A 19,265-nucleotide genomic window follows, 5' to 3' on the forward strand; every position below is an offset into this window, starting at 1 on the left:
GGAGCCGTTCATGCTGAATCAAGGCATCGGGTCATGGCCGGCCCGCCGGGCCCGCAAGACCCCCGACCGGGTCGCCGTCGTCCACGACGACCGGACCTGGACCTACGGCGAGCTGCACCGGCGCGTGCTGCGCCTCGCCCACGCCCTGCGCGCGCTGGGCACCCGGCGCGGTGACCGGATCGCGTATCTGGGGCCCAATCATCCGGCGGTCCTGGAGACGCTGTTCGCCGCCGGCGCGATCGGGGCGGTCTTCGTCCCGCTCAACACCCGGCTCGCCGCCCCTGAACTGGCGTACAACCTGGCCGACTCGGGCAGCACGGTGCTCATCCACGCGCCGGAGCAGGCCGAGGCCGCCCGCGCCGCGGCCGACGAGGCACGGGTCCCCCACCGGATCGCGCTCCAGGGGCCCGGCGACGGCGCCCTCGGCTACGAGGAGTTCCTCGCGGGCGGCGGAACGGCGCCGCTGGACGAGCCCGTCGCCCCGGACGACCCCTGCATGATCATGTACACCTCGGGGACGACGGGGCGCCCGAAGGGAGCCGTCCTCTCGCACGCCAACATCATCTGGAACAGCGTCAACGTCCTCGTCGACACCGATCTGTCCGGCGACGAGGTGACCCTGGTCGTGGCGCCGCTGTTCCACACCGCCGGTCTCAACATGACCTGCCTGCCGACCCTCCTGAAGGGCGGCCGGGTGGTCCTGCTCGCCGCGTTCGACGCCGCGCGCGTCCTGGAGGTCGTCGAGAGCCGGCGGGTGACGTACATGTTCGGCGTTCCCACCATGTACGACGCCATGGCCGCCCACCCGCGGTGGGCCACGACGGACCTGTCCGGCCTGCGCACCCTCACCTGCGGCGGGGCGCCCGTGCCCAGCCGCACCATCGCCGCGTACCTCGCCCGGGGGCTGGCCTTCAGCCAGGGCTACGGCATGACCGAGGCGTCGCCCGGAGTCCTCTTCCTGGACCGGGAGCAGACCTCGGCCAAGGCCGGCTCGGCGGGGATGCCGCACTTCTTCACGGACACCCGGGTGGTACGGGCCGACGGCAGCGACGCCGCCCCGGGGGAGGACGGTGAGGTCCTCGTCCACGGCCCCAACGTCATGACCGGCTACTGGGGCAGGCCGGAGGACACCGAGGCCGCCTTCACCGACGGCCGCTGGCTGCGCACCGGCGATGTCGCCCGTATCGACGCCGACGGTTACGGCTACATCGTCGACCGGGTCAAGGACATGTTCGTCTCGGGCGGCGAGAACGTGTACCCCGCCGAGGTCGAGGACGCGCTGCTCACCCACTCCGCCGTCACCGAATGCGCGGTCATCGGCGTGCCCGACCCCGTCTGGGGCGAGGTCGGCCGCGCCGTCGTCGTCCTCGCACCCGGCGTCCGGGCCGACGAGGACGACATCCTCGGCCATCTGCGGGACCGGCTCGCCAAGTACAAGATCCCCAAGTCCCTCGTCGTGGCCCGGTCCCTGCCCCGCACGGCCTCCGGGAAGATCATCAAGCCCGCCGTGCGCGACACCTACGGGACCGGTCCGGCCGCACGCCCCCGCCCCGATTCACCTACAACGTAAGGACTCCCGCATGCCCACCGTCGCCAACGGCCTCGCCGACCTCATCTCCCTCAGCGGAGCCGACCTCGGCCGCACCGGGTGGATCGACATCACCCAGGACCGGGTGAACACCTTCGCCGACGCCACCGACGACCACCAGTGGATCCACACGGATCCGGAGAAGGCCAAAGAGGGACCCTTCGGCGGCCCCATCGCCCACGGCTACCTCACCCTCTCCCTCGTCATCCCGCTCTTCGGCGAGCTGCTGACCATCACCGGCACCAGGCTGAGCGTCAACTACGGCCTGGAGAAGGTGCGTTTCCCCAGCCCCGTCCCCGTCGGCGCGAGGATCCGCCTCCACGGCGTCGTGGGCACGGTGGAGGAGGTCAAGGGCAACGGCGTGCAGATGCCGCTGACGTTCACCGTCGAGGTGGAGGGAGCCGAGAAGCCGGCCTGCGTCGCGGAGGCCGTCTACCGCCACTACGCCTGAGCCGCGCCGCACCGACCGGCGTGTCGTCGACGACAGTCAGCGCACCCGCCCGCGCGGTTTCAGCGGTGTCACCGGCAGCTCGGGGGCAGGCAGCGGAGCACCGTCGTAACCCCTGACCTCGCCGAACCCGGCGCAGGCCCGCCTCCGACTCGACGCGCAGCGGGAGTTCGGTGCGGCAGCAGCCGAGGTAGAGCATCGAGCCGGGCAGGACCGGAACGCCGTCGACATGGGCCTCCCCGGACATGGACAGCACGGCGTACTCGAAGTCCGGCTCCAGCGGCAGGCGTACGTCCGCGTCGCGGGCGTGCGCCCTCGGGCTCTCCTCGAAGTGGCTGATGGCCCGGCCCGAGGTCATCAGACCCAGCTCGCGGGGGCGGATCGTCCGGACGCTGCCGGGCGCACCTCGGAGGACGCGCCGAGCCGGACCCGGGGCGGGCTGAGGAGTTCCCGGACGGGCTCCGCCACGACGAAGCCACGGCCGCCGCACACCGCGGGCACTGCCTCGCGATCAAGATTGCTCATGCCGCCCAAGCCAGCCGCGCCGGAGCCGCCGCGTCAGGCCGAATCCCGGGCTTCACGCCCACGCCAAAACAGTAGCCATGTACATAGTAGCCATGTACTGTATCGGTCATGAGTACGGCATCCGAGGGCGCAACGCCCGGTTTCCTGGTCTGGCGGCTTTCGATGAAGTGGCGGGTCGCGGTCGATCGCGCGGTGGCCCCGCTGGGGCTGACGCACGCTCAGTACGCCCTGGTGGCCTCGCTCTACGGCATGCACCGCACCGGACTGCGCCCCAGCCAGCGGCGCCTGGCCGACCACACCGGACTCGAACCGCTCTACGTCTCCAAGCTCGCCCGCGCCCTGGAGTCGGCCGGCCTGCTGGAGCGCACCCGCGACCCGCAGGATCCGCGCGCCGTGCAGCTCGCGCTCACCGAGCAGGGCAGGGAGGTCACCCGGAAGGCGATCCAGGTCGTCCAGGGGCTCCTGCAGCAGCTGCTGGAACCGCTCGGCGGCCTGGACAGCCCCCGGGTCCGGGAGTTCACCGCCGACCTGGCGACCCTGCTCGACACACCACTGAACACCGAGAGCACCGAACACACCGAGGAGCAGTCATGACCGCCACCACTCCCCGCCTCGACCCCCGCGTCATCGCGCTCGCCCACTACGCCGCCCGCGCGGTTCTCGAGCGCGTCCTGGCCCGCCACGGCACCACCTTCCAGCAGTCCGTCACCCTCCGGCTCGCCGCCCTCGCCGACGGACCGGCCGAGCGCGAGCACCTCGTCGACGGCGTCGTCGGTTCCCTGAAGATCGACGCGGCCGACGCGGACGGCGTGCTCGACGAACTGCTCGCCGCCGGACTGCTGGCCCCGGACGGGCCGTCCCGCGTGCGGATCACGGACGCCGGACGGGAGCGGTTCGACACCACCTCCGCCGAGACCGCCCCCATCTCCGCCCGCATCTACGCCGGCATCCCCGAGGAGGACCTGGCCGTCGTGGGCCGGGTGCTCACCCTCATCACCGAGCGGGCCAACGCCGAGCTGGCGGCCCTCAGCGCGTAGCCGCCGCCCGACCGCGCCGGTGGGCGATCCCGCCGAGCACGATGTCGACGGCGAGGAAGGCCAGCAGGGAGAGCCCCAGCAGCGGGACGAAGTATCCGATCACCGCGACCACGACGGCCAGCGGCAGCAGGATCTGCGGGGGCACCTGCTGCCAGGCGCCGCGCGGGATCGGCCGGCCGAAGGCGGAGCCCCGGCCGCGCAGCCACCACATCCGGTAGCCCCAGACGATCAGCACGATCAGCGAGAGGGCGAGCAGCATCAGGGCGATCTGGCTGACCAGTCCGAACAGCACGCCGGTGTGCAGGTCGATGCCCCAGCGGGTCAGCTTGGCGAGCACCGGGTAGTCGGCGAACCGCAGTTCGTCGGTGACCTGGCCACTGCCCGGGTCGACGGCGACGGAGTCCTGCTTGGTGGGCCAGCTGCGCTGGATCTGCTTGACCACGTACGCCGATTCCGCGTCCGCGGGCGGCACGATCTCGACCGGGTCGCCGAGCCCCTCGGCCCGGGCCGCCGCGAGCACCATGTCGAGGCCGACGCCGTGCGCGGCGTCCCCGGAGGCGGCCGAGGCCCCGTGACCGGAGTGCTCTCCGCCCGCGCCAGCCGAGATCGACGGGGTGGCCCCGCCCAGGGAGGTTCGCAGTTCGTCGATGTTGGCGCCGGTGTACTGCGACCAGGTCAGACCGGTCGCCGACAGGAAGAGCAAGCCGGCCGCGGCCCAGGCGCCGACCGTGCCGTGCAGACCCAGGGTGCGGCGACGGCCGGTAGTGCCGCGCACCTTGCGGCGGGCCCGGCGCCGGGAGAACCACAGCACCAGACCGCCCAGGGCGACCACCCACAGCCAGCTGGCGGCGAGTTCGCTGTACAGCCGGCCCGTCTCCCCCAGCCGCAGATCGCGGTGGAACTCGTCGATCCAGGTCCGCAACGGCAGCGCGCCGGTCGAGCCGTACTGTTCGAGTGAGCCGCGGACCTCGGCGGTGTACGGGTCGACGAAGACGGCGAGGGTGTAGTCCTCGTCGACGCCCTCGACACCGGAGAGCATCACCCTGGTGGTCGCGTCGTCCTGCGGCGAGGGGCGCACGGCGGCGACCGCGCCCTCGGGGTGGGCCTTGCGGGCGGCGGCGACCTGCTCGGAGATCGGCAGCTTCGCGTCGCCGACGGGGACGGTCAGCTCATGCGCGTACACGATCTTCTCGGCCGGGAAGGACGCGGCGTACAGAAAGCCGGTCGCGGCGGCGAGGAGCAGGAAGGGGGCGATGAGCACTCCGGCGTAGAAGTGCAGCCGCAGGACCAGCGGGCGCAGGGGGGCCCAGGTGCGGCGGGCCGGCGCCGGGGCAGCGCCGGACGGTCGTGGCTCGTCCGACGGGGGTCCCCCCGCTGGTTCGGAGCCGGATGTGGGGGAGGTCGGGGGAGCGGTGGACATCGGCGGGTGCCTCTCCGGGGACTGGGGACGCTTGATGTGCTGCAGCGGTCCAGTAGTCGGGGCGCGCGCCCCCGGAGTTCCCGGCAAGCGAAGTGACCTGAGTCACACGAGGCGGCGCATGGCATCCTGACCCGATGGCATCACCGAACGACCACGCGCCCCTGGCCGAGCAGGTCGAGCAACTCCTGTCCACGGGCGGCCCGTTGCCGATCGTCACGGCGGGCGACCCGGTACTGCGGCGGCAGACCGAGCGCTACGACGGCCAGTTGGGCCCCGCCCTGCTGTCCCGGTTCGTCGAGGCCCTGCGCCTGACCATGCACGCGGCGCCCGGCGTGGGCGTGGCGGCGCCGCAGGTCGGCGTCCCGCTGCGGATCGCCGTGCTCGAGGATCCGGCGCCGGTGCCGGACGAGGTCCGTCTGGCCCGCGGCCGGGTGCCACAGCCGTTCCGGGTCCTGGTGAACCCGTCGTACGAGCCCGTGGGTTCGGCCCGGGCCGCCTTCTTCGAGGGCTGTCTGAGCGTGCCGGGCTGGCAGGCGGTGGTGGCGAGGGCTGCCGAGGTGCGCCTGACCGGTGAGGACGAGCACGGCCGCGCGCTGGACGAGGTGTTCACCGGCTGGCCGGCCCGGATCGTCCAGCACGAGACGGACCACCTCGACGGGACGCTCTACCTCGACCGGGCCGAGCTGCGCTCGCTGTCGTCGAACCGGGCGATGGCCGAGCGCTGGACCCAGCCGACCCCGGCCGGTGCCGCGGCAGCGCTCGGCTTCGACCTGCCGTAGTGCCGAACGGCCACGGGCGACCGTGCCGCCCCGGGCGGCGGCACGACGCCCCTGTCCCCCTGGGCTCAGCTGTCCCGGTACGTCTCCAGCAGCCGCAGCCACACCTCGCTGATCGTCGGGTACGACGGAACCGCGTGCCACAGCCTGCTGATCGGGACCTCGCCCGCGACCGCGATGGTCGCGGAGTGGATGAGTTCGCCGACGCCGGGGCCGACGAAGGTGACGCCGAGGAGGATCTCGCGTTCCACGTCGACGATCATGCGGGCGCGGCCCCGGTAGCCGTCGCCGTAGAGCGAGGCGCCGGCGACGTTGGCGATGTCGTAGTCCACCGCGCGGACCCGGTGGCCCGCCTGTTCGGCCTCCGCCAGGGAGAGGCCCACGGAGGCTGCCTCGGGGTCGGTGAAGACGACCTGGGGGACGGCCGCGTGGTCGGCGGTGGCCGCATGGGCTCCCCACGGCTCCGATTCCAGGAGCGGGTCGCCCGAGGCGCGGGCGGCGATCGCGGCGCCCGCGATCCGGGCCTGGTACTTGCCCTGGTGGGTGAGGAGCGCGCGCTGGTTGACGTCGCCGACGGCGTAGAGCCAGTCGCTGCCGGTGACGCGCAGGCTGTCGTCGACCGGGAGCCAGGAGCCGGGGTCGAGGCCGATCGAGTCCAGGCCGATGTCGTCGGTGTGCGGGGCGCGGCCGGTGGCGAAGAGGATCTCGTCGGCCTCGATCCGGTCGCCGCCGTCGGTGACGACCACGACGGTGCCGTTCTCGCGGGTCACGGACTCCACCGAGGTGCCGGTGCGGACGTCGGCGCCCGCCTCGGTGAGCGCCTCGGCGACCAGCTCACCGGCGAACGGCTCCATCCGGGGCAGCAGGCCCTTGCCCCGGACCAGCAGGGTGACCCGGGAGCCGAGGCCCTGCCAGGCGCAGGCCATCTCGGTGGCGACCACTCCCCCGCCCACCACGACCAGGCGCCCGGGGGCCAGCTTGGCGCTGGTGGCCTCGCGGCTGGTCCAGGGCTTCACCTCGGCGAGTCCGGGCAGATCGGGCAGGACGGCGCGGGTGCCGGTGCACACGGCGACGGCGTGCCGGGCGGTCAGGACGCGCTCGGTGCCGCCGGAGCCGGTCACGGTGACCGTGCGGGTCCCGGTGATCCGGCCGTGGCCGCGGTAGAGGTCGGCGCCGATGGACTCCAGCCAGCCGACCTGGCCGTCGTCCGTCCAGTGGGAGGTGAAGCCGTCCCGCCGGTCCGTCACCTCCGATGTGTCGAGGGGTCCCTGCACGGCGGCGCTGAGACCGGGCAGGCGGCGGGCGTCGGACTGGGCGATGACCGGGCGCAGCAGGGCCTTGCTGGGCATGCAGGCCCAGTACGAGCACTCGCCGCCGACCAGTTCGCTCTCCACGACCGCGGTGGACAGGCCGGCCGCGCGGGTGCGGTCGGCCACGTTCTCCCCCACGGGCCCGGCCCCGAGCACCACGACGTCGTACGCGATGGTTTCCGTTTCCGTCATGGGGTCAGTCTGGTGGGTGGTGTGCTCCAAGGCCACACGGGTAAGTGCGCCGATGCGTGCCTGTCCGCGCACGGAATACCCGCCGGTCCGGCCGTGTTGTGCCGACGGCTTCGCCCGACACCAGGAAGAGGGAGCACGCCATGAGCAGCACCGTGGAACTCACCAAGGAGAACTTCGACCAGACGGTCACGGACAACGAGTTCGTCCTGATCGACTTCTGGGCGGCCTGGTGCGGCCCGTGCCGGCAGTTCGCCCCGGTCTACGAGAAGGCGGCGGAGGCGAACCCCGATCTGGTGTTCGGCAAGGTGGACACCGAGGCGCAGCCGGAGCTGGCCGCGGCCTTCGGTATCCAGTCCATCCCGACGCTGATGATCGTCCGGGACCAGGTCGCCGTGTTCGCGCAGCCGGGCGCGCTGCCCGAGGCCGCCCTGACGGACGTCATCGGGCAGGCCCGCAAGCTCGACATGGACGAGGTCCGCAAGGCCGTGGCCGCCCAGCAGGCGCAGTCCGAGCAGGACGGCCAGTAGTTCCCGGTCCCAGAAGGTCCTGGAAGGTCCTAGAAGGGGTACGCCGCCACGTCGCCGCGTACCGTCGTCCAGCGCACGTCCGTGAAGGCGTCCAGATTGGCCTCGCCGCCGAACCGTGCGCCGGTCCCGGAGGCCGCCGTACCGCCGAAGGGCGCGACCGCCTCGTCGTTCACGGTCTGGTCGTTGATGTGCACGATGCCGGTCGGGATGCGCTCGGCGAGGTCCAGGCCGCGGGCCGCGTCCCGGGTGACGATGCCCAGGGAGAGGCCGTAGGGTCCGTCCGCCGCGAGGGCGGCGGCCTCCTCGGCGGTACTGAAGGGCCGTACGGGCGCGACGGGTCCGAAGACCTCCTCCGCGTAGGCGGGGGTGTCGTCGGCGGCGTCGGCGAGGACCGTCGGCCGGTAGAACAGCGACTCGTGCGTACCGCCCGCGGCGAGCTTGGCGCCGCGCGCGGCGCTGGCCTCGACCAGGCCGTGCACCTTGGCGAGCTGGTGGCGGTCGATGAGCGGGCCGAGGTGGACCTGGTCGCGGTGCGGGTCGCCGACGGCGAGCGAGTCGGCCTTCGCGGCGAGGCGTTCGACGTACTCCCGGTACAGCGAGCGGTGCACCAGGTGGCGGCCGGTCGTCATGCAGATCTGGCCCTGGTGGAAGAAGGAGCCCCAGGCGGCGGTGGAGATCACCGCGTCCAGGTCGGCGTCCTCCATCACGATCAGGGCGGAGTTGCCGCCCAGCTCCAGGTGCGCGCGCTTGAGGTGGCGTCCGGCGGCCTCGCCGACGGCCCGGCCCGCCGCGGTGGAGCCGGTGAAGGAGATCACCGGCACCCTCGGGTCGGCGACCAGGGCGGTTCCGGTCTCCGCGCCGCCGGGCAGCACGTGCAGCAGGTTCTCGGGCAGGCCCGCCTCGGCGAAGACCGCGGCGAGTGCCAGGCCGCCGCAGACGGCGGTGCGCGGGTCCGGCTTGAGGACGACCGCGTTGCCGAGGGCGAGGGCGGGGGCCACGGAGCGTATGGAGAGGATCAGCGGGGCGTTGAACGGGGCGATCACGCCCACCACGCCGACCGGGATCCGGCGGGTGTAGGACAGCCGGGGCGCCTCGGTGGGCAGGACGTGTCCGGCCGGGCGGGAGGCCAGGGCGGCGGCCTCGTAGCACTCCTGGGCGGCGACGTGCAGCTCGAAGTCGGCCTTGCCGGGGATCGAGCCGGACTCGCGCACCAGCCATTCGCGCAGTTCGTCGGCGTGCGCGGTGAACAGGTCGCCCGCCCTGCGCAGGACCCCGGCGCGCACGAAGTGCGGCAGTCGCGCCCACTCGGCCTGTGCCGCGCGGGCGGCCTCGGCGGCGGGGGCGACGTCCTCGGCGGCGGCGAGCGTGACCGTGCCGAGCGCGTCGCCGGTGGCGGGCTCGGTGACGGTGTGCTCGGGGCCCGCCAGGGGGCGGGGCTGCCAGGACTGGGGGTCGAGCAACGACATGGGGGCTCTCCGTTCGGTCACCGCGGGACTCACTCGGGGAGCGGAAGTCCCGTGTAGTTCGCCGCCAGTTCGGCGGCCGCGTGGCGGGATGCGGTGATCCGGCGCAGACGTGCGAGCTGCATCCGCTGATCGAACGCATCCCCGTCTGGTTGAGCGTGCAACATCTTAGTCATGTCGTAGGAGAAACGCGTGGCCTGCCACACGCGCGCCAGGCACACTTCCGAGTATCTGTCGATCAGTTGCGTCTCGCCTGTGGAGCGCCAGGCGGCGAGCGCGCGGCTCAGGACGCGGACGTCGGAGACGGCGAGGTTGAGGCCCTTGGCGCCGGTCGGCGGGACGATGTGGGCGGCGTCCCCGGCGAGCAGCAGCCGGCCGTGCCGCATCGGCTCGTGGACGTAACTGCGCATCGAGGTCACGGACTTGGCGGTGATGGGTCCGCGTTCCAGGGTCCAGTCGGCGTCGATGGCGAACCGGGCGGAGAGTTCCTCCCAGATCCGGTCGTCGGGCCAGTCCCGCGGGTCGGTGCCGACCGGGACCTGGAGGTAGAGCCGCGACACCGACGGTGAGCGCATGCTGTGCAGGGCGAAGCCGCGCTCGCCCCGGGCGTAGATCAACTCCTCGCAGGACGGCGGCACTTCGGCGAGGATCCCGAGCCAGGCGTACGGGTGGTCGTGCGCGTACGCCCGGCTCACCGCGGCCGGTACGGCGTCCCGCGACACGCCGTGGAAGCCGTCGCAGCCGACGACCCAGTCGCAGGCCAGCGTCTCCTCCCGGCCCTCGCGCAGATACCGCACGACGGGCCGCTCGCTCTCGGCGCCCTCGACGGTCAGGGCCCGCGCCTCGAACAACAGCGGTGGCCCGTCGGCCAGTTGGATGGCGATGAGATCCCGCACGATCTCGGTCTGGGCGTAGATGGTGACGGTACGGCCGCCGGTGAGGGCCGGGAAGTCGATGTGGTGCCGCTCCCGCTCGAAGCGCAGCTCGATGCCCCGGTGCACCATGCCCTCGGCCCGCAGCCGATCGGCGGCGCCCGCCTCCCGCAGGGTGTCGACGGTGCCCTGCTCCAGCATGCCCGCGCGCTGGCGGTGCTCGACGTAGTGACGGGTTCTGCTCTCCAGGACGACGCAGTCGACGCCGGCGCGGTGCAGCAGACGGGCGAGGAGCAGCCCGGCGGGGCCACCGCCGATGATGCCGACGGTCGTGCGCATGGCCTGCCTCCCGTACGTCAGCTGGAGTCGCGGTGCACCACCGATGCACCCAGTACCTTGTGCGTCTCGGGCGCGGCGGCGGGGTCGCGCACCGCGCGGTCGACCAGTTCGGCCAGGTCGCGGCCGGACGGCAGCTCGATATGGACGGTACTCAGTCTGGGCCTGAGCAGCCTGCCGAGCATCAGGTCGTCGGCGCCGATGACGGCCGTGTCCCCGGGCACCTCCACGCCCTCGTCCTGCAGGGCCCTCATCAGGAGCATCGCGTATTCGTCGTTGTAGGCGAACACGGCGTCCAGGGCGAGCTCGCGCCAGCGCGCGGCGAGACGGGCGGCGGCCTGCTCGTCGTAGCCGAGGGGCAGCTCCGTCACCGTGGCGTCGGTGCCGGCCAGGGCGCGCCGCACGCCGTCGAGGCGGGGCCCGGAGAACGCCTCCAGGCCGGGCTCGGCGGGCACCACCACGCCGATCCGGCGCCGGCCGCGCTCGTAGAGGTGGCGCCCCGCGCCGTGGCCGACCGCCGAGTGGTCCATCTGGAGGGTGTGGGCGCCCTCGACGCACTGGGAGCCGATGGTGACCACGGCCCGGGCACCGGAACGCTTGAGGACCGTCACGCCCTGCGGGCCGAGCCCGGAGCCCGGCACCAGGACGGCGACGGGACGCAGTTCCGCCCAGGCGCGGGCGGCCTCGTCCCCGTGCAGGCCGACGCTGCCGTACTGCACGACGGTGTAGTCGAGGCGGCCGAGGGCGGACTGGAGGTCGCTGATGAACTGGCTGTACAGCGGCCCGACCGGGAAGGCCGGGGCGGGCATCAGGACCATCCGGCTGTGCCCGGCGCGCAGGCTGCGGGCGGCCGCGTGCGGGACGTAGCCCAGTTCCTCGGCGGCCTCGCGCACCCGGCGCCGGGTGGGTTCGCTGATCCGTACGGCACTGGTGTTGTTGAGGACGTAGGAGACGGTCGCGCGCGAGACGCCGGCCAGGCGGGCCACATCGGCGCTCGTGGGAACGGAGCGCGGTGCGGGAGACGCGGACGCGGGCGTATTCGGTATCTGCACCATGACGTACGGCATCTTTGCAGAAGCTGTGAAGACGCGTCCGGGCGGGGCTGTCACGCCGTCAGGAGGGCGGACCGGTCCTCGTGAGGCGGTCGACGAGATCCAGCCAGCCGGCCTCGACGCGCTCTTGCGGCATCCCGCGGACCTTGCTGCGGTAGTGGACCATCGGGGGATCGAGGTACGCCATCAGGGTCAGGGCGAGCAAGTCGCAGTCAGCGTCGGGGACTATCTGGCGCAGCAGCATGAGGACATGGCCGCGCAGGAAGCGGCGGGGGGCGATGTCGTAGCGGCGCTGCGGGTCGGCCTCGGCGGCGAGCTGGAGCTCCAGCTGGTCGACGCAGCGGCGCAGCAGGGCGAGGCCGAACGCCCTGAGCCGCTCCAGGGGCGGCGCGCCGGGACCGAGGGGCGGGGGGCCGGTGATGACCGCGGACTGGAAGTTCTTCTCGGAGTGGTCGAGCAGGGCGGTGAGCAGGCCGGTGCGGTCACCGAAGCGGCGGAACACCGTCCCCTTGCCGACCTGGGCCGCCGCGGCCACCGCCTCCATCGTGACCCCGGCCGCGCCGTGCTGCGCCACCAGCTGCCCCGCGGCCTCCAGCAGTCGGGCGCGGTTGCGGGCGGCGTCGGCGCGCAGGCAGGGCTCGTCCTCCGGACGGCCCAGCTGGAGCAGTTCCGGCTCGCCGACGGGCTCCTGGGGCAGCGGGAAGGGCGGCAGGGAGGCGGACATGAAGCCAGCGTAAAGCATCGGGAATGAAACTGGACCGCGGTCCGCTTAGGATGCTACAAACTAAACGGACCCCGGTCCGGTTACTCCCCCGCCGCTGTTTCACACTTGGAGTTCGCATGTCTGTTCGCATCCTCGCGCTCGTCGGCAGCCTTCGCGCCGGTTCGCACAACCGCCAGCTCGCCGAGGCCGCCGTGCAGCTCGCGCCGGAGGGCGCCGAGGTCGAGCTCTTCGAGGGCCTGGCCGAGATCCCCTTCTACAACGAGGACATCGACGTCGAGGGCAGCGTCCCGGCGCCCGCCGCCAAGCTGCGCGCGGCCGCCCAGGCCACCGACGCGTTCCTGCTGTTCTCCCCCGAGTACAACGGCAGCATCCCGGCCGTCCTGAAGAACGCCATCGACTGGCTGTCCCGCCCCTACGGCGCCGGCGCCTTCGGCGGCAAGCCGGTGGCCGTGGTGGGCACCGCCTTCGGCCAGTACGGCGGCGTGTGGGCGCAGGACGAGACCCGCAAGGCCGTGGGCATCGCCGGCGGCAAGGTGCTGGAGGACGTCAAGCTGTCCATCCCGGGCTCCCTCACCCGCTTCGCCGAGACGCACCCGGCCGACGACACCGAGATCGCCGCGCAGCTGACCGAGGTCATCGCCCGCGTGCACGAGTACGCCGGCGAGACGGCCGCCGCCTGAGGCACCTCGCTTGCCGGAGCGGGGCGGGAACCCGACGGTTCCCGCCCCGCTCCGGCATGTCAGCGCACCGCCGTGGCCGACAGCGCCCTCAGCTCCTCCAGCGCGGCGGCGACCGCGGGCCGGGTGCGGCAGCCGCTGCGGGTGGCGCTGAGCAGCTTGCGGTGCGGATGGCCGGCGCAGCGCACCCGCGCGACCGGCAGACGCGGGGACAGCCGGGCGAGGCGCGGGATGAGCGCGACCCCCAGCCCGTGGGCCACCAGATCGGCGGTGGCGTTCCAGTCGTGCGCGTGATGGACCACGCCGGGGGTGAACCCGGCCTCCTGGCACGCCGAGATCACATGGGTGCGGCACGGGCTCTCGGGCACCGGCGCGATCCAGTCCTCGTGCGCGGCCTCGGCGAGGTCGATGCCCGTGCGCCCGGCCAGCGGGTGATCCTCGGACACGACCAGGTCGTAGGGGTCGTCGAGCAGGGGCTGCTGGTCGAACCGGGCGTCGCCGAGCGGCGGGTTGTGCGGGGTCGCCTGGACCACGGCCAGGTCCAGCTCCCCCTCGAAGAGCAGGTCGAAGCTCTCGGCCACCGCGGTCTCCTGGATCAGCACGCGCAGCTTGGGGTGCCGCTCGCGCAGCCGTACGGCCATGGGGGCGAGGAGCACCGAGACGGCGACCGGGAAACCGCCGACGCGCACCGGCCCGGCGGGGGCGCCGTACTCCGCGCGCAGATCGCGTTCGGCCTCCTCCCAGCGGGCCTGGATGGCGTCGGCATGGGCGAGCAGGCTCTCCGCGGCGGGGGTGAGCCGGACCCCGCGCCCCTGCGGTTCCAGCAGGTCGACGCCCAGGTCACGGGCGAGCTGCCGGACCTGCTGGGAGGCCGCGGACGGGGTGAAGTGCAGGGCTCGGGCGGCCGCGGTGACCGTGCCGTAGTGGGCGACGGCCCTCAGGACGTGCAGTCGGCGCAGGTCAATCATGAAGCTCACGCTTCAAGGTGTCGTGCAGAAAGTCAACCTGGACGTAAATGAAGGCGGGGCAGCAGGCTGGTCAGTGAACCGAACACGGCCTACGAGGAGTTGCCATGACCAGCACCGCCGCCACCACCGGCACCGCCTGCCCGCACTGCGGCCGGCCCGACGCCGCCGAGCCCTTCCAGGTGGTCTCCCGGCACGACACCGCCGCGGGCCGCACGGTGTGGACCCGGTGCGGCTGCGGTTCACTGCAGGTCCGGATCGTCGAGGCGAGCGGTGTCCGGGTCGTCTCGCGCAGCCGGCCGCCGGTGACCGCGCAGGCGTGACCGGCCGGCCGCTGAACTCCTGGACGCCACCCGCCCGTTGTAAAGCGTTCAAACAGGGGACCGATTCCGGTCAACTCTGCCAGGGTGGGCGGATGCAGACCCTTTACCGCAGACTGCTCCAGCTGATGCCCCGTCTCGGCTTGCGGGTGACGGATGTGGCCCCGGGGACCGCGCTGGTCTCGCGGCGCGGCCGGTACACGGTGAAATCCCTGGACAAGGACACCTGGCTGGTCCTGCGCGGCGCCCCGCGCGCCTGGACCACCGTCCCGCTGGGCGAGAGCGGGGCCCGGCTCGTCCTCGGCGAGACATCCGCGGCGGACGAGCGCAAGCTCCAGATGGCGGCGGCCGAATACCTGTGCACCCAGCACGTCACCGCGATGTTCGACCTGTACGGCGTGAACTGCGTGCTGGACGTGGGCGCCAACAACGGCCAGTACGCCAAGAGGCTGCGCAAGCACGGCTACCGGGGCCGGATCGTGTCCTTCGAACCGACCTCGGAGGCCTTCGCCAAGCTGAGCAAGGCCGCCGAACACGATCCGAAGTGGCAGGTGCACCACTGCGGCCTGGGCCGCGAGGACACCACGGCCGAGATCCACGTCGGCTGGAACACCATGAACTCCCTGCTCCCGGCCAGCGACTACGGCCGCGACCGCTACAAACGCTTCCGCACCACCCGCACCGAGGAGATCCGCATCCGGCGCCTGGACGCCGTACTCGACGAGGCCCTCGACGGCATCGACGACCCGCGGCCCTTCCTGAAGATGGACACCCAGGGCTACGACCTGGAGGTGTACGCCGGCGCCGGGGAACGGATCGCCGACTTCGCGGGCCTGCAGTCGGAGGTCGCCATGCTGCGCCTGTACGAGGGCAGCCCGCCGATGAGCGAGTCCGTCGCCGCGTACGAGGACGGCGGTTTCGAGATCACCGGCATGTACCCGGTGACCCGCGAGGCGGCCACCGGGCGGGTGGTGGAGTTCGACTGCGTGATGATGCGGGCGAAGGCGGCGCCCGAGACCACCTAGGCCCTCGTCCGGCCGCCCTCAGCCGTGCTGCGCGCGGAAGGTCCGCCGATAGGTGTCCGGGGGCACTCCGAGGGTGCGGTGGAAGTGGCGGCGCAAGGTGGTGGCGGTGCCCATGCCGGTGGCGGTCGCGATGGCGTCGACGCTGTCGTCGGTGGTCTCCAGCAGCTCCTGGGCGCGGCGGAGGCGCTGGTTGAGCAGCCACTGCAGCGGGGTGGTGCCGGTCGCCGCCCGGAAGTGGCGGCCCAGGGTGCGGGAACTGGTCCGGGCCCGGCGGGCCAGGTCCTCCACGGTCAGCGGCTGATCGAGGCGTGCCATCACCCAGGGCAGCAGGGCGGCGAGCGGATGGTCGTCCCGGGCGGGCACCGGGGTGGTGACGAACTGCGCCTGGCCGCCGGCCCGGTGCGGGGGCACGACCAGCCGGCGGGCGACGGTGTTGGCGACGGCGGAGCCGCGGTCCTGCCGGACCAGGTGCAGGCACAGGTCCAGGGCGGCGGCCTTCCCGGCCGAGGTGAGCACGCTGCCGTTGTCGACGTAGAGCACGTCCGGGTCGACCTCCACCCGGGGATGGCGGGCGGCCAGCGCGTCGGTGTGCGCCCAGTGCGTCGTCGCGCGTCTGCCGTCCAGCAGGCCCGCGGCGGCCAGCACGAACGCCCCGGTGCACAGGGAGGCGACCCGGCTGCCCGCCTCGTGCGCCGCGCGGACCGCGTCGACCAGTTCGGCGGGCGGCTCGACGTCGATGTCCGCCCAGCCGGGCACGATCACGGTGTCGGCCTCCCGGAGCCGGTCGAGCCCGTGGTCGGGCTCCAGCCGGAACCGGCCGACCCGCACCGCGCCGGGTCCGCACACGGCCACGTCGTACCAGGGTCCCGGGACCGCGTCCGGGGCGTCGCCGAACACCTCCTGGGCTACGGCCAGTTCGAAGTGCAGCATCCCGTCGGTGACGGCGAACGCGACTGATCTCATGTCCGTAATTGTATGGGCAGTGTCGTTCCGGACACTCACGGTGGGGCGCCCGTCCTTGCCAGGATGATCTCAACGGAACGGACGAGGACGGGGAGAGATCATGGGACAGCGGGTTGCGGTGTTCGGCGCGTACGGGCACACCGGGCGGTTCGTGGTGGCGGAACTGCTGGAGCGCGGGTTCGTGCCGGTGCTGTCCGGGCGGGACGCCGACAAGCTGCGGGCGTCGGCCGCGCCGGGCCTGGAGGTCCGTCCGGCGTCCGTCGACGACGCGGCCTCGCTGGACCGCGCGCTGGCCGGGACGGCGGCCGTGATCAATGCCGCCGGGCCCTTCGCGACGACCGCCGCGCCGGTCATCGAGGCGGCGCTGCGGGCCGGGATCCCGTACGTGGACGTGGCGGCCGAGATCGAGGCGAACGACGACACGTTCACGCACTTCGGCGAGCGCGCCCGGGCGGCGGGCACGCTGGTCGTCCCCGCGATGGCCTTCTACGGGGGACTCGGCGACCTGCTCGTCACCGCGGCGATGGGTGACTGGACGAGCGCCGACGAGGCGCACATCGCGTACGGCCTGAACGGCTGGCACCCCACCGCCGGGACGCGGATCGCGGGCGAGGTGTCCCGGGAGCGGCGCGGGGGCCGCCGGGTCCGCTTCAGCAAGGGGCGCCTGGAGTACCACGACGACGCGACGACCGTCGTGGACTGGCCGTTCCCCGAGCCGCTGGGCGAGCGTCCGGTCGTCGCCGAGTTCACGATGGCCGACGTCGTCACCGTCCCCAGCCATCTGACCGTGCCGGAGGTGCGGACCTACATGACGACCGAGGCGGCCACGGACATCGCGACCCCGGACACGCCCGCCCCGACCGCCTCCGACGAGCGGGGACGCTCCGACCAGACCTTCCTCGTCGACGTCGTCGTCCGCTCGGCGGGCCGCGAACGCCGGGCGGTGGCCCGCGGCCGGGACATCTACGCGGTCACCGCCCCCCTCGCCGTGGAGGCGGTGCGCCGGATCCTCACCGGGCGGACGAGGACGCTCGGCGTCGCCTCGGCCGGGGCGGCCTTCGACGCGGCGGACTTCCTCGCCTCGCTGTCGGAGCACGTGTCCGTGGAGGTGACCCGGTAGGAGTGGGCCGCGGGGTCAACGCCGGAACTCGTGCACGACCTCGATCGTGCCGACGATGTGGGCGTTGAACTCGTCGAGGTCCTCGGCCGGTACCCACAGCTCCAGGATCGTCTCGCCGCCCGCCTGCTGCACCGGGTAGCGGCTGACGAACCCGGACTCGACCTCGAAACGGGTCACGAAGCCGGCGCCGCTGTGCTTGACGTTCCAGTCCCGGGCGATCCGCACCGCGTAGTCCTCGTTGAGCACCGGGTAGAAGATCGGCTGCTCCGGCAGCCGCGGCGGCCAGGCCCGCCACTCCAGCTCCCGGACCAGGGCCAGCTCCTCGGGCCCGGTGGGGCGCCAGAGGGTCGTCGTCACGGGCCGGCGGCTGCTCATCGGATCGGTCTCTCTCTTCGTGGCTGGAGCCTGACCGTAGCGGCGGAGCGCGGCGGGGCGCCATCGGCTTTTCCGCAGGCGCCCGCCGCGCGCAGTACTTGCGGGTGAGATAATTGCGCACGACGGCAATTTCGCGGATGGCATATCCTGGGGGCAGTCACACCAGGACGGAGGAGCCAGGCCCCATGACCGCCACAGACCCCGCACTCACCGCCCTTGCCCAGGGCTGGTGCGCGCTCTCCCTGCTGCACGGGCGGATCGAGGCCCACATCGAGCGTGCCCTGCAGTCCGGGCACGACCTCAGTGTGCGCGAGTACTCGCTGCTCGACGTCCTCAGCCGGCAGCACTCCGGCGAGGGCGGCCATCTCCAGATGAAGCAGGTCGCCGACGCCGTCGTGCTCAGCCAGAGCGCCACCACCCGGCTGGTGACCCGCCTGGAGGACCGCGGCCTGCTCTCCCGCTACCTCTGCCCCACCGACCGCCGCGGCATCTACACCGACGTCACGGAAGCCGGTCTCAAGCTGCTCGAAGAGGCCCGCCCCACCAACGAGTCCGCCCTGCGCGAGGCCCTCGACGAGGCGGCCCTGAACCCCGAACTCGCCCCGCTGGTCAAGGCCGTGGAGACCCTGCGCGTCCCCGCCTGACCAGGTCAGCGCGTCAGCGCCGACCGTGCCGCCGCCAGCGCCTGTTCCGCGTAGCCCCGGCCGAACAGGACCGCGTGGACCAGCAGCGGGAAGAGCTGGTGCAGGGCGATCCGGTCGGGCCAGTCGTCGCTGAGCGGTGCCGCCCGCCGGTAGCCGTCCAGGAGGCGGTCCAGGTGGGGGCAGCCGAAGAGGTGGAGCATCGCCAGGTCCGTCTCGCGGTGGCCGCCGTGCGCGGCCGGGTCGATCAGCCAGGCGTGCCCGTCGGCGCCCCACAGGACGTTGCCGTTCCACAGGTCGCCGTGGAGCCGGGCCGGAGGCTCCGCGGGGCCCGCCAGTTCGGGCAGCCGGGCGCAGACCCGCTCGAACTCCGTCGCCTCGGCGGCATCCAGCGTGCCGCCGTCGACCGCCCGGCGCACATACGGCAGCACCCGGTACTCGGCGTACCAGCGCGGCCAGTCCGTGCCGTCGACGTTCTCCATCGGGGCCAGGCCGATGTAGGCGTCCCTCGGGCCGCCGGGCGGCGGCGCCCCGAACGCCAGGGCTCCCGCGGCGTGCAACGCGGCCAGCTCGCGGCCCAGTCGCTCCGCCGCCTCGGGACTCGGGCGACCCACCGGGACGCGGTCCGTCACCAGCCACTCCTCGTCGTGTCCGTGCACGGCCGGCGTCCGGACCGTGCCGGAGTCCCTCAGCCAGCGCAGCCCCGCCGCCTCGGCCCGGGTCGCACCGGGCCCGCCGTCGCCGCGCTTCACCATCACCACCCGCCCGCCGTCGAGGGCGACTTCGGCCAGCGTGCCGGACAGACGCCGCGTGCCGAGCACGGCACCGCCGGTGAAGCGGGCCGCCACGGCGGCCTCCTGCTCCTGTGGATCCCTCATGACGGCAGCGTAGGCCGCCGCGCCGTCGGCC

21 protein-coding genes and 1 pseudogene are annotated in these 19,265 nt (G+C 73.2%); 11 read left to right on the forward strand and 11 right to left on the reverse strand.

Annotation, left to right across the window (positions count from 1 at the left end; genetic code table 11):
* The first annotated feature begins 10 nt into the window (after positions 1-10).
* Both M8H82_RS25260 and M8H82_RS25265 read left to right on the forward strand, forming a co-directional pair.
* Positions 11-1,570: a long-chain fatty acid--CoA ligase gene (locus M8H82_RS25260; protein WP_250077311.1), complete on the forward strand. Its 1,560-nt coding sequence runs from the start codon at positions 11-13 to the stop codon at positions 1,568-1,570.
* 10 nt (positions 1,571-1,580) lie between these two features.
* Positions 1,581-2,039 carry a MaoC family dehydratase gene (locus M8H82_RS25265; protein WP_250077312.1) on the forward strand — a complete coding sequence of 153 codons (459 nt, stop codon included), beginning with the start codon at positions 1,581-1,583 and terminating at the stop codon, positions 2,037-2,039.
* A 36-nt stretch (positions 2,040-2,075) separates the two neighbouring features.
* Here the strand turns inward: M8H82_RS25265 and M8H82_RS25270 are convergent.
* Positions 2,076-2,561, reverse strand: a pseudogene (locus tag M8H82_RS25270) (hypothetical protein).
* 108 nt (positions 2,562-2,669) lie between these two features.
* Here M8H82_RS25270 and M8H82_RS25275 point away from each other — a divergent pair.
* Entirely contained in the window at positions 2,670-3,155 is a 486-nt protein-coding gene (locus M8H82_RS25275; RefSeq protein ID WP_250077313.1) for a MarR family winged helix-turn-helix transcriptional regulator, read from the forward strand.
* On the forward strand, positions 3,152-3,598 hold the full coding sequence (locus M8H82_RS25280) for a MarR family transcriptional regulator (RefSeq protein ID WP_250077314.1): 447 nt from the start codon (positions 3,152-3,154) through the stop codon (positions 3,596-3,598). Before M8H82_RS25275 ends, M8H82_RS25280 begins: the two co-directional genes overlap by 4 nt.
* Here M8H82_RS25280 and M8H82_RS25285 read toward each other — a convergent pair.
* Positions 3,588-5,018 (reverse strand): PepSY domain-containing protein, encoded by a 1,431-nt coding sequence (locus M8H82_RS25285; RefSeq protein ID WP_250077315.1) that lies wholly within the window; start codon positions 5,016-5,018, stop codon positions 3,588-3,590. The two genes, M8H82_RS25280 and M8H82_RS25285, sit on opposite strands and share 11 nt — an antisense overlap.
* 134 nt (positions 5,019-5,152) lie before the next feature.
* Here M8H82_RS25285 and M8H82_RS25290 point away from each other — a divergent pair, with 134 nt between their 5' ends.
* Entirely contained in the window at positions 5,153-5,797 is a 645-nt protein-coding gene (locus M8H82_RS25290; RefSeq protein ID WP_250077316.1) for a peptide deformylase, read from the forward strand.
* A 65-nt stretch (positions 5,798-5,862) separates the two neighbouring features.
* Here the strand turns inward: M8H82_RS25290 and M8H82_RS25295 are convergent, their stop codons facing one another.
* Positions 5,863-7,296, reverse strand: a complete 1,434-nt coding sequence (locus M8H82_RS25295; protein WP_250077317.1) for an NAD(P)/FAD-dependent oxidoreductase — start codon at positions 7,294-7,296, stop codon at positions 5,863-5,865.
* 140 nt (positions 7,297-7,436) lie between these two features.
* On the opposite strand from M8H82_RS25295, the gene trxA reads away from it, so the two are divergent.
* Positions 7,437-7,823 carry a thioredoxin gene (gene trxA, locus M8H82_RS25300; RefSeq protein ID WP_250077318.1) on the forward strand — a complete coding sequence of 129 codons (387 nt, stop codon included), beginning with the start codon at positions 7,437-7,439 and terminating at the stop codon, positions 7,821-7,823.
* A gap of 29 nt (positions 7,824-7,852) precedes the next feature.
* Here the strand turns inward: trxA and M8H82_RS25305 are convergent, their stop codons facing one another.
* Genes M8H82_RS25305 through M8H82_RS25320 form a run of 4 tightly spaced genes read right to left on the reverse strand, consistent with a single transcriptional unit; the run spans position 7,853 to position 12,288 of the window.
* Positions 7,853-9,289, reverse strand: a complete 1,437-nt coding sequence (locus tag M8H82_RS25305; RefSeq protein WP_250077319.1) for a benzaldehyde dehydrogenase — start codon at positions 9,287-9,289, stop codon at positions 7,853-7,855.
* Between the two features lie 29 nt (positions 9,290-9,318).
* Positions 9,319-10,497 carry a 4-hydroxybenzoate 3-monooxygenase gene (locus M8H82_RS25310; protein ID WP_250077320.1) on the reverse strand — a complete coding sequence of 393 codons (1,179 nt, stop codon included), beginning with the start codon at positions 10,495-10,497 and terminating at the stop codon, positions 9,319-9,321.
* 17 nt (positions 10,498-10,514) lie between these two features.
* A complete protein-coding gene (locus M8H82_RS25315; protein ID WP_250077321.1) occupies positions 10,515-11,549 on the reverse strand; it encodes a LacI family DNA-binding transcriptional regulator in 1,035 nt (344 codons plus the stop codon).
* Between the two features lie 58 nt (positions 11,550-11,607).
* Positions 11,608-12,288: a TetR/AcrR family transcriptional regulator gene (locus tag M8H82_RS25320; RefSeq protein ID WP_250077322.1), complete on the reverse strand. Its 681-nt coding sequence runs from the start codon at positions 12,286-12,288 to the stop codon at positions 11,608-11,610.
* A 98-nt stretch (positions 12,289-12,386) separates the two neighbouring features.
* Between M8H82_RS25320 and M8H82_RS25325 the strand changes: the two genes are divergently transcribed.
* On the forward strand, positions 12,387-12,950 hold the full coding sequence (locus tag M8H82_RS25325; RefSeq protein ID WP_250077323.1) for an NAD(P)H-dependent oxidoreductase: 564 nt from the start codon (positions 12,387-12,389) through the stop codon (positions 12,948-12,950).
* A 59-nt stretch (positions 12,951-13,009) separates the two neighbouring features.
* Here the strand turns inward: M8H82_RS25325 and M8H82_RS25330 are convergent, their stop codons facing one another.
* Positions 13,010-13,915 carry a LysR family transcriptional regulator gene (locus M8H82_RS25330; protein ID WP_250077389.1) on the reverse strand — a complete coding sequence of 302 codons (906 nt, stop codon included), beginning with the start codon at positions 13,913-13,915 and terminating at the stop codon, positions 13,010-13,012.
* 104 nt (positions 13,916-14,019) lie between these two features.
* Between M8H82_RS25330 and M8H82_RS25335 the strand changes: the two genes are divergently transcribed.
* Together M8H82_RS25335 and M8H82_RS25340 are read left to right on the forward strand one after the other, a co-directional pair.
* On the forward strand, positions 14,020-14,235 hold the full coding sequence (locus tag M8H82_RS25335) for a hypothetical protein (RefSeq protein ID WP_250077324.1): 216 nt from the start codon (positions 14,020-14,022) through the stop codon (positions 14,233-14,235).
* A gap of 92 nt (positions 14,236-14,327) precedes the next feature.
* Entirely contained in the window at positions 14,328-15,257 is a 930-nt protein-coding gene (locus M8H82_RS25340; RefSeq protein WP_250077325.1) for an FkbM family methyltransferase, read from the forward strand.
* 18 nt (positions 15,258-15,275) lie between these two features.
* Here the strand turns inward: M8H82_RS25340 and M8H82_RS25345 are convergent, their stop codons facing one another.
* Positions 15,276-16,220, reverse strand: a complete 945-nt coding sequence (locus tag M8H82_RS25345; protein ID WP_250077326.1) for a helix-turn-helix domain-containing protein — start codon at positions 16,218-16,220, stop codon at positions 15,276-15,278.
* 100 nt (positions 16,221-16,320) lie between these two features.
* Between M8H82_RS25345 and M8H82_RS25350 the strand changes: the two genes are divergently transcribed.
* Positions 16,321-17,340, forward strand: coding sequence for a trans-acting enoyl reductase family protein (locus tag M8H82_RS25350; protein ID WP_250077327.1), 1,020 nt, complete (start codon positions 16,321-16,323; stop codon positions 17,338-17,340).
* Positions 17,341-17,355: 15 nt separating this feature from the next.
* Here the strand turns inward: M8H82_RS25350 and M8H82_RS25355 are convergent, their stop codons facing one another.
* Positions 17,356-17,715 carry a hypothetical protein gene (locus M8H82_RS25355; protein ID WP_250077328.1) on the reverse strand — a complete coding sequence of 120 codons (360 nt, stop codon included), beginning with the start codon at positions 17,713-17,715 and terminating at the stop codon, positions 17,356-17,358.
* A gap of 185 nt (positions 17,716-17,900) precedes the next feature.
* Here M8H82_RS25355 and M8H82_RS25360 point away from each other — a divergent pair, with 185 nt between their 5' ends.
* Positions 17,901-18,359 carry a MarR family winged helix-turn-helix transcriptional regulator gene (locus M8H82_RS25360; RefSeq protein ID WP_250077329.1) on the forward strand — a complete coding sequence of 153 codons (459 nt, stop codon included), beginning with the start codon at positions 17,901-17,903 and terminating at the stop codon, positions 18,357-18,359.
* A gap of 5 nt (positions 18,360-18,364) precedes the next feature.
* Here the strand turns inward: M8H82_RS25360 and M8H82_RS25365 are convergent, their stop codons facing one another.
* The gene (locus tag M8H82_RS25365) at positions 18,365-19,234 is read right to left on the reverse strand and encodes a fructosamine kinase family protein (RefSeq protein ID WP_250077330.1); all 870 of its coding nucleotides are present in this window, start codon (positions 19,232-19,234) and stop codon (positions 18,365-18,367) included.
* Positions 19,235-19,265 lie beyond the last annotated feature (31 nt).

Origin of the sequence: Streptomyces sp. YS415 (genome assembly GCF_023544665.1) — a bacterium.
Lineage (GTDB): Bacteria > Actinomycetota > Actinomycetes > Streptomycetales > Streptomycetaceae > Streptomyces.